Origin of the sequence: Streptomyces sp. L-9-10 (genome assembly GCF_004151105.1) — a bacterium.
Classification (GTDB): domain Bacteria; phylum Actinomycetota; class Actinomycetes; order Streptomycetales; family Streptomycetaceae; genus Streptomyces.
In genome coordinates, this window is the sequence record NZ_PHRF01000004.1 from 1 (window position 1) to 383 (window position 383).

The window sequence follows — 383 nt, forward strand, 5'->3', positions numbered from 1 at the left end:
GGTGTGTGGTCGCTGGCGGATGCGGTGAAGGTGGTGTCGGCGCGTGGTGCGCTGATGCAGGCGCTGCCCGAGGGCGGTGCGATGGTGGCGGTCCAGGCGTCCGAGGCCGAGGTCGCCGCCGACCTGCCGGAGACCGTGGGTATCGCGGCGGTCAACGGTCCGAACTCGGTGGTCGTCTCCGGTGTCGCCGACGATGTGGACGTACTGGCGGAGCTGTGGCGCGAGTCGGGGCGGAAGGTGACCCGGCTGCGGGTCAGTCACGCGTTCCACTCGCCGCTGATGGAGCCGATGCTCGACGAGTTCCGTGCGGTGGTCGAGGGGATCGAGTGCGGTGAGCCCGAGATCCCGATCGTGTCGACGCTGACGGGCCGGTTGGCGAGCGC

The 383-nt window shown here is 70.8% G+C and carries 1 protein-coding gene; it reads left to right on the forward strand.

From position 1 onward, the window contains the following. On the forward strand, positions 1-383 hold a 383-nt coding region (locus CU044_RS00030; RefSeq protein WP_129766257.1), incomplete at both ends, for an acyltransferase domain-containing protein.